The 6,051-nt window shown below is 61.3% G+C and carries 7 protein-coding genes; 6 read left to right on the forward strand and 1 reads right to left on the reverse strand.

From position 1 onward, the window contains the following. Positions 1-228 precede the first annotated feature (228 nt). Both ABY44_RS34600 and ABY44_RS34605 read left to right on the forward strand, forming a co-directional pair. Positions 229-879: a DUF2625 domain-containing protein gene (locus tag ABY44_RS34600; protein WP_060171127.1), complete on the forward strand. Its 651-nt coding sequence runs from the start codon at positions 229-231 to the stop codon at positions 877-879. Positions 880-1,539: 660 nt separating this feature from the next. Continuing rightward, the gene (locus tag ABY44_RS34605; RefSeq protein WP_431643447.1) at positions 1,540-1,791 is read left to right on the forward strand and encodes a topoisomerase DNA-binding C4 zinc finger domain-containing protein; all 252 of its coding nucleotides are present in this window, start codon (positions 1,540-1,542) and stop codon (positions 1,789-1,791) included. A gap of 4 nt (positions 1,792-1,795) precedes the next feature. On the opposite strand, the gene ABY44_RS34610 is transcribed toward ABY44_RS34605, so the two are convergent. Beyond that, the gene (locus ABY44_RS34610; RefSeq protein WP_431643449.1) at positions 1,796-2,419 is read right to left on the reverse strand and encodes a hypothetical protein; all 624 of its coding nucleotides are present in this window, start codon (positions 2,417-2,419) and stop codon (positions 1,796-1,798) included. Between the two features lie 353 nt (positions 2,420-2,772). On the opposite strand from ABY44_RS34610, the gene ABY44_RS34615 reads away from it, so the two are divergent. The 4 genes from ABY44_RS34615 to ABY44_RS34630 all read left to right on the forward strand — a co-directional run bounded on the left by ABY44_RS34615 (position 2,773) and on the right by ABY44_RS34630 (position 5,915). Beyond that, positions 2,773-3,582, forward strand: coding sequence for a hypothetical protein (locus ABY44_RS34615; protein ID WP_431643451.1), 810 nt, complete (start codon positions 2,773-2,775; stop codon positions 3,580-3,582). Between the two features lie 117 nt (positions 3,583-3,699). After that, positions 3,700-4,665 carry a DUF932 domain-containing protein gene (locus ABY44_RS34620; protein WP_431643453.1) on the forward strand — a complete coding sequence of 322 codons (966 nt, stop codon included), beginning with the start codon at positions 3,700-3,702 and terminating at the stop codon, positions 4,663-4,665. A gap of 72 nt (positions 4,666-4,737) precedes the next feature. Continuing rightward, the gene (locus ABY44_RS34625) at positions 4,738-5,730 is read left to right on the forward strand and encodes a YqaJ viral recombinase family protein (protein WP_431643455.1); all 993 of its coding nucleotides are present in this window, start codon (positions 4,738-4,740) and stop codon (positions 5,728-5,730) included. Between the two features lie 11 nt (positions 5,731-5,741). Next, on the forward strand, positions 5,742-5,915 hold the full coding sequence (locus tag ABY44_RS34630; RefSeq protein WP_185723438.1) for a hypothetical protein: 174 nt from the start codon (positions 5,742-5,744) through the stop codon (positions 5,913-5,915). Positions 5,916-6,051: the final 136 nt, after the last annotated feature.

Below are 6,051 nucleotides of genomic sequence, written 5' to 3' on the forward strand. Positions count from 1 at the left end.
CCCGCCGGCACGGTCGACGTCGGTGCGCGCTACGGGCTGCCGCCGTTGCCGACGCGCGACGTGGTGCTCCACTCGAGCCTGACCGATGCGCGAGCCCGGCAGGCGCTGCGCACGCTGGGCGCGGCACTGCGCGCGTCGGTCGGGGCGCGTTGATGCCGCACCAGCCGGTGCAGGCCGTATCGTCCCGGCTCGGCCCATGCCGAACCGAACCACCTGGAGAGAAGACACATGCGTCCGCTGGACGAACTGGTCAACGAGCGTGAATCCGCCCTGCCGTCATTGATCGAGTGGTCGGCGGCAGCGCCTGATCGTTGCGAGATATTGCCGCCATCGGGCCGGAATGGCGAAATCCTGTCCACCCTTCAGGTCACCACGCGATCGCTCCTGGGGGCCATCGCCTATTCGACCGGCGGCCTGCTCGTGGACGGCGGCTACCTTCGTCTGCTCGGCTCGGGCCATCCCGCGTTGCCCCGGGACATCGTCGGCTGGAATCAGGGACGATCCTCGGGCTTTCTGTTGGTCGCGGACGATGCCGTCGGCGGATTCTTCGCCTTGAACGGCGGCGCACTCGGGGACGACACGGGTTCCGTGTACTACTTTGCACCCGACACGCTGGAATGGGAGCCCCTCGGGATCGGGTACGGCGACTTCGTGCGATGGTCGCTCGGCGACACGCTGAGCGACTTCTACGCGAGCATGCGCTGGCCCGGCTGGCAGGCCGACGTCCAGCGCCTGACGACGGATCAATGCTTCAGCTTCCATCCATTCCTGTGGACAAAAGAAGGATCGGTCGAACGCAGCAGCCGTCAGGCGGTCGACGTTGCCGAGCTGTATGCGCTCCAGATCGGCGCCGGCGCCACGACGTCAAGGCAACCGTGATCCGGTGTGCCTGCCTTCGAATCCGGAACGCCGAGTCCCGTGGCAAAGCCGGTGCGCTTGCCCGCGCCTGACCATTCGCATCGGCGTCGCGTTTTGACGGTTTCGAAAGGCGTCGATGCGCGCCACGGTAAAATTCGTGTTTCATCCCGCCCGCTCGTGCCGCCGCCCGATGCCTGCGCGGGTCGATATCAAACGCATCGCCAGGCCGTCATCACCTTGATTTCCCTACACCTTTCATCTCGCGACGCATGAGTTACTCGCTCGCCACCACCTGCATCCGCGAACTCGAGATCCGCAAGATTCGCGAGTCAAGACACAAAAAATACATTTAAAAACAATACGTTAATAGAGTAACACCCTAAAAAGAAAATATGTTATCAAGCCTGTGTAGGCGTGATGTAGGCATCTTAGAGCACTGCCAAACCATGCCAATCAACATCGCCACCCGGCTCCACCGTCCTAGAAGCCCTATGGACAACGTCGGGCACGTTGCTGAAGCTCAGCGCTCCCACATGGGTTTGGTTACGGTAGCTTCCCGAACACGCGCGCTGACGATCCAGTACTGGCGTTGGCCATGCCCGCCGGGGACAACTACCCGGACGGGGAAGAGCGCCGACTGTTCTACGTGGCCCTGACTAGGGCGCGGCGCAGCGTGGGGCCATGTTCACGGCACGCGGTCAGCGTTCGAGCTTCTTGCGGGAACTCGAGCAGGACGGCGCGGTGTCGATCACCGACACCGACGACCAGGTCGTTCAGGAGGAGGAATGCCCCTCGTGCAAGCAAGGGGTTCGGGTGTTGCGCAACGGCCCCTATGGGGAGTTTCGTTCCTGTTCCAACTTCCCTGCCTGCAAGTACAAGAAGCGGGGAAACGCGCCACTGCTTGCGTCGGAGAAGGCGATAAGGGCTCGCTGAATAGTCAACCGAACTCGCACAGATAGGCGCTTGGTCGCGTTCCGTACCTGCGCCTTTTACTCGTTGGGTTGCCGCCGTTTTGCCTTCGGTCTTGCCAGGGTTCAGTGCTCGTTGCCCCGGAGAACGCTGGGCCACGGTCCACCCGCATGATTCGCCCCAGGCGGTCGGTAGTCGCCGGGTGATTCGACAAGATCATGTCCCATTGTCGATCACGGGCATTCTGCCCGGTACACGAGACGACGTCCTGACGGATCTCGCTTGACATGCGCTCGTCGATACCAATTGGCTTGTCGGCAACGAGCCAGCGCGCACGTTCGGCCGCCTCCTGCTGCCGCCTACGAGCCTCCGTTTGCTCCCGCTGCCGTGCAGCCTCCGCCTGCTCCGCGCGCTCCAACAATTGCCCCTCCTCGCGCCCCTTCTCAAGGCCACGATCGAAGCCCACTGAGTCACCGTCGTCTTTTCCTTCACCGTAGCCCTCTGCTTTAGCTACCTGAACTCGTTTGTTGACTTCGGCCGTGTGGAGCTCCGCATTGGTCTCTAGGATTTCTTGGTGGCGAGCAAGCCTCATCAACGACAGTTTGCCTAACCAGCGGTCGACCCTGGACTGCAACTCGTCTTCCTCTTGCATCTACGTCCTCGTAAATTCCTACCTGTTCCGACACCCCAAGCGGCAACGAGCCACCGAATTATCAGACGATTCTACGTCGAATGGGGCCGGGAATTGAAGGAGGCAACACAGCAAATAGCAACCGCAAGCCCCAAGGGGAAGGGCATGCTTGTTCATTTGGCGGCCACACCGCAGCCGACCGACGTGTCACGCCTAGCCTGTCTCGTGTCAATCACGGCCCTCCTCATCCTATCGTTCGTGTTCTCGCGTCAATGTAGATTTTCTCGGTCACATATGACCTATCTGAGTACGGTTGGCTACAGCCGCTCCACCGCTGCACTCCCGCATCGGCGCACTTCGCTCAGGAACTCCCCATGCATCCCATTCTTACCTTCGCCATTGGCAATGCCGTTGTCGCAATTCTTATCTCTACCGGCATCCTGCTGTTTCTCAGGCGGCGCGCAACTCCAACGCCCACCCCAACGTCGCCTACACCTATCACCGTTACCTCCCCGGTTCAGTACGAGCTACTCGATCCAACGATCGAAGAATGGGAAGCCCAAACCCCCTACCCTGATCACGCACTACATGCTTTTCGACATACGCCGCCGACATCCTCTCAGACATCAGACTACCCCACTCGCTGTTTACCCGATCCATTTCCCGACGACAGTGAATCGTTCGAAACCCAATCCTTTCGACGCCGTTTTGAATCGCCAGCACGCAACGAACCTCTCGACTCTCCATCGTCGTTCCCGGCTACGCCCCATTCGTCCAAAACAACAGCTACCGATTCCACTCACTTCTCGTACGCGCCTGCGTGGGCGACAGGGGCTCTGTCGCCTAGCGGAGAGACACGAGCCTGTCCTCAATGTGACTCCCCCCATGTCGACGTGCTCAACGTCGGCCGGAAAGCTGGCAGTACGCTTGGCAGCGTCGCCGGCGCGACGAGCGGTGTCGCCATGGCGCTGTCCGGGGCCGAGGCGGGCGCGGCCGTCGGTGCCATTGGTGGTCCGCTTGGCGCTGTGTTCGGTGGCCTGACGGGCGCCGTCATCGCCGGGTTGATTGGCAGCGCAGCCGGCTCGGTCGCTGGTTCCGCTGTCGGCGGCGTACTTGACGACAGTCTTCTCGACAATTACCGGTGCGTATCGTGCGGTCACACCTTCGGCGCGCAATACCGCTGATCACCGCCGTCGTGGCAGTCGTTCTCGCCATCCGCCTCTTCCGCTCCCCGCTCATTCAAACCAATCTGCCCGACATTAGTCGGGCGCTATGCCATTTCTATCGAAAAGGAGTATTCAATGCATCTCCTCCAAACCATGGCCTACGTCGGTCGAGAGCCCTGGCACGGTCTCGGCAACCGCCTCGCCGCCAACCAACCGATCGACGTCTGGGCCGATCGCGCCGGTATGAACTGGTCGATCGAATCGTCCGAAGTCCGGTACGTGTCCGGCTCCGCCGGCATCGGCTCGATCCACGCCTTTCCCGACCAGAAGGTGCTGTATCGGTCGGATACCAAGGCACCGTTGTCCGTTGTCTCCGCGCGCTATCAGGTCGTCCAACCCCGCGAGATCCTCGAGTTCTACCGAGACCTGACGGAAGTCGGCGGATTCGAACTCGAAACGGCTGGCGTGCTCAAGGAGGGTCGCAAATTCTGGGCACTCGCCAACACCGGTCAATCCGGCATATTGAAGGGTAAGGATAACGTCAAAGGCTATCTGCTGCTGGCGACCGCCTGTGATGGCACACTCGCCACGACGGCGCAATTCACCTCGGTCCGAGTTGTCTGCAACAACACGCTGGCGATCGCGCTCGGTGACGGCACGGGTGTCGTCAAGGTACCCCATCGTTCGCAGTTCGATGCCACCGCCGTCAAACGTCAGCTCGGAATCGCCGTGTCGTCGTGGGATGCATTCATGGTCCGCACGAAGGCGATGGCCGAGCGCAAGGTAACCGATTCGGCTGCCGATGCCTTCTTCCGGCGGGTGCTGACCTACACCGTCACGAATCCCGGCGAGCGTGACGGGACGACAGTCAACGAACGGGCACTCCGTGCGGTGAGCGAACTCTATGCCGGGCGCGGCAAAGGTGCGCAGCTGCCCTCCGCATCCGGTACGGCTTGGGGGCTGCTCAACAGCATCACCGAGTATGTCGACCACCATCGCCGCGCTCGCAGCGACGACCACCGGCGCGATGCCGCATGGTTCGGGCAAGGCGCGCTTATCAAGCAAAAAGCCTGGGACGAAGCGCTCAAGCTCGTCGTATAGCTCCCGTCTCGTATTCACTCACCCCGGCCCGGTCAGGTTCGCCTGCCGGGCCGTTCTGTTTCTGGAGGTTTCATGAGCATACCATCCAGTCGCGTTCGTTCGCGACGCCCTGCATTGAAGCTTGCCAGAACCGCCGAGCTATCGCGCGAGGACTGGCTCGCGGTTCGACGCACCGGCATTGGTGGATCGGACGCCGCGGCAGCAGTGGGCCTGAATCCCTATATGAGTCCGCTTGAGCTATGGCTCGACAAGACCGGCCGCGCGGACGGTTTGCCCGGGCCCGATCCGGACGACACAAGTTCGCCGACCTACTGGGGCACGTTACTCGAACCTATTGTCGCCGCGTCCTACACCAAGCAGACCGGCAATCGAGTTCGACGGATCAACGCCGTGCTGCGTCACCCGACGATCCCTTTCATGCTCGCCAACCTCGACCGGGAGATCGTTGGCGTGCCCGACGTCCAGATTCTCGAATGTAAGACAGCGGGAGAGTTCGGGGCCCGGCTCTGGCGGGAAGGCGTGCCCGAGTACGTACAAATTCAGGTTCAGCATCAGCTTGCAGTAACAGGCAAATCTGCTGCACACGTCGCCGTCCTGTTGTGCGGCCAGGCACTGGAAGTTCATCGGATCGAACGGGACGAGGCATTGATCAAGCGGCTGGTCGAACTCGAAGCCCGTTTCTGGCGTTTCGTGGAGAGCGATACGCCACCGCCCGCCGACGGATCGGAGTCGGCCGACCGCGCCCTACGCCATCTGTATCCCGGCAACGGCGAAACGATCGATTTCAGCGGTGATCGTCACCTGTCTTCCGTGTTTGCCGATCTGGTCGCCGTACGGACCGAGATCGAGACGCGCCAGCAGCTCGAGGCGCAGTTCAAGCAAGCAATCCAGGAAGCCATGGGTGATGCCACGCGCGCCCTGTTCGAAACCGGTTCGGTCTCGTTCAAGCGCAGCAAGGATTCGTCATCGATCGATCTGGAGCGGCTACTGGCCGATCACCCCTCGCTCGAACAGCAATACGCCATCTCGAAACTCGGTTCTCGGCGCTTCCTTATTTCCACCTGACCCGACCGGCCATGACAAATCTCGAATGTCTCACCGACATCATGACTTTTTCACGATATGGCGCGCTTGCCCAGCCGTTCGTCATGGACGCGCTCAGCAAGCATGCCGAGTGGGTTGCGACGGTGCCACTCGACCAGTTGCAAGCGCAATTCGGCGTTCACCCGATGATCAGCGTTCAAGCCTAGCAAGGCGTCCCGCGCGAGATCCACGACAAGCTCGAAGCACATTTCGCTCGGTAGCCAGTGCGGCAACTCGAAATCGCATCCCTCCACTTTACCTATTCAGCTTAGAGGCCATCATGCTCAAAGGTCTTGCTATCAC

Source organism: Burkholderia sp. ZZQ-2, assembly GCF_050768715.1.
Taxonomy (GTDB): Bacteria; Pseudomonadota; Gammaproteobacteria; order Burkholderiales; family Burkholderiaceae; genus Burkholderia; species Burkholderia cepacia.

Coding starts and splice junctions, on each gene's coding strand:
- ABY44_RS34605 (WP_431643447.1), top strand. CDS start 1,540: ATGTTCACGGCACGCGGTCAGCGTTCGAGCTTCTTGCGGGAACTCGAG.
- ABY44_RS34630 (WP_185723438.1), top strand. CDS start 5,742: ATGACAAATCTCGAATGTCTCACCGACATCATGACTTTTTCACGATAT.
- ABY44_RS34625 (WP_431643455.1), top strand. CDS start 4,738: ATGAGCATACCATCCAGTCGCGTTCGTTCGCGACGCCCTGCATTGAAG.
- ABY44_RS34610 (WP_431643449.1), bottom strand. CDS start 2,419: ATGCAAGAGGAAGACGAGTTGCAGTCCAGGGTCGACCGCTGGTTAGGC.
- ABY44_RS34600 (WP_060171127.1), top strand. CDS start 229: ATGCGTCCGCTGGACGAACTGGTCAACGAGCGTGAATCCGCCCTGCCG.
- ABY44_RS34615 (WP_431643451.1), top strand. CDS start 2,773: ATGCATCCCATTCTTACCTTCGCCATTGGCAATGCCGTTGTCGCAATT.
- ABY44_RS34620 (WP_431643453.1), top strand. CDS start 3,700: ATGCATCTCCTCCAAACCATGGCCTACGTCGGTCGAGAGCCCTGGCAC.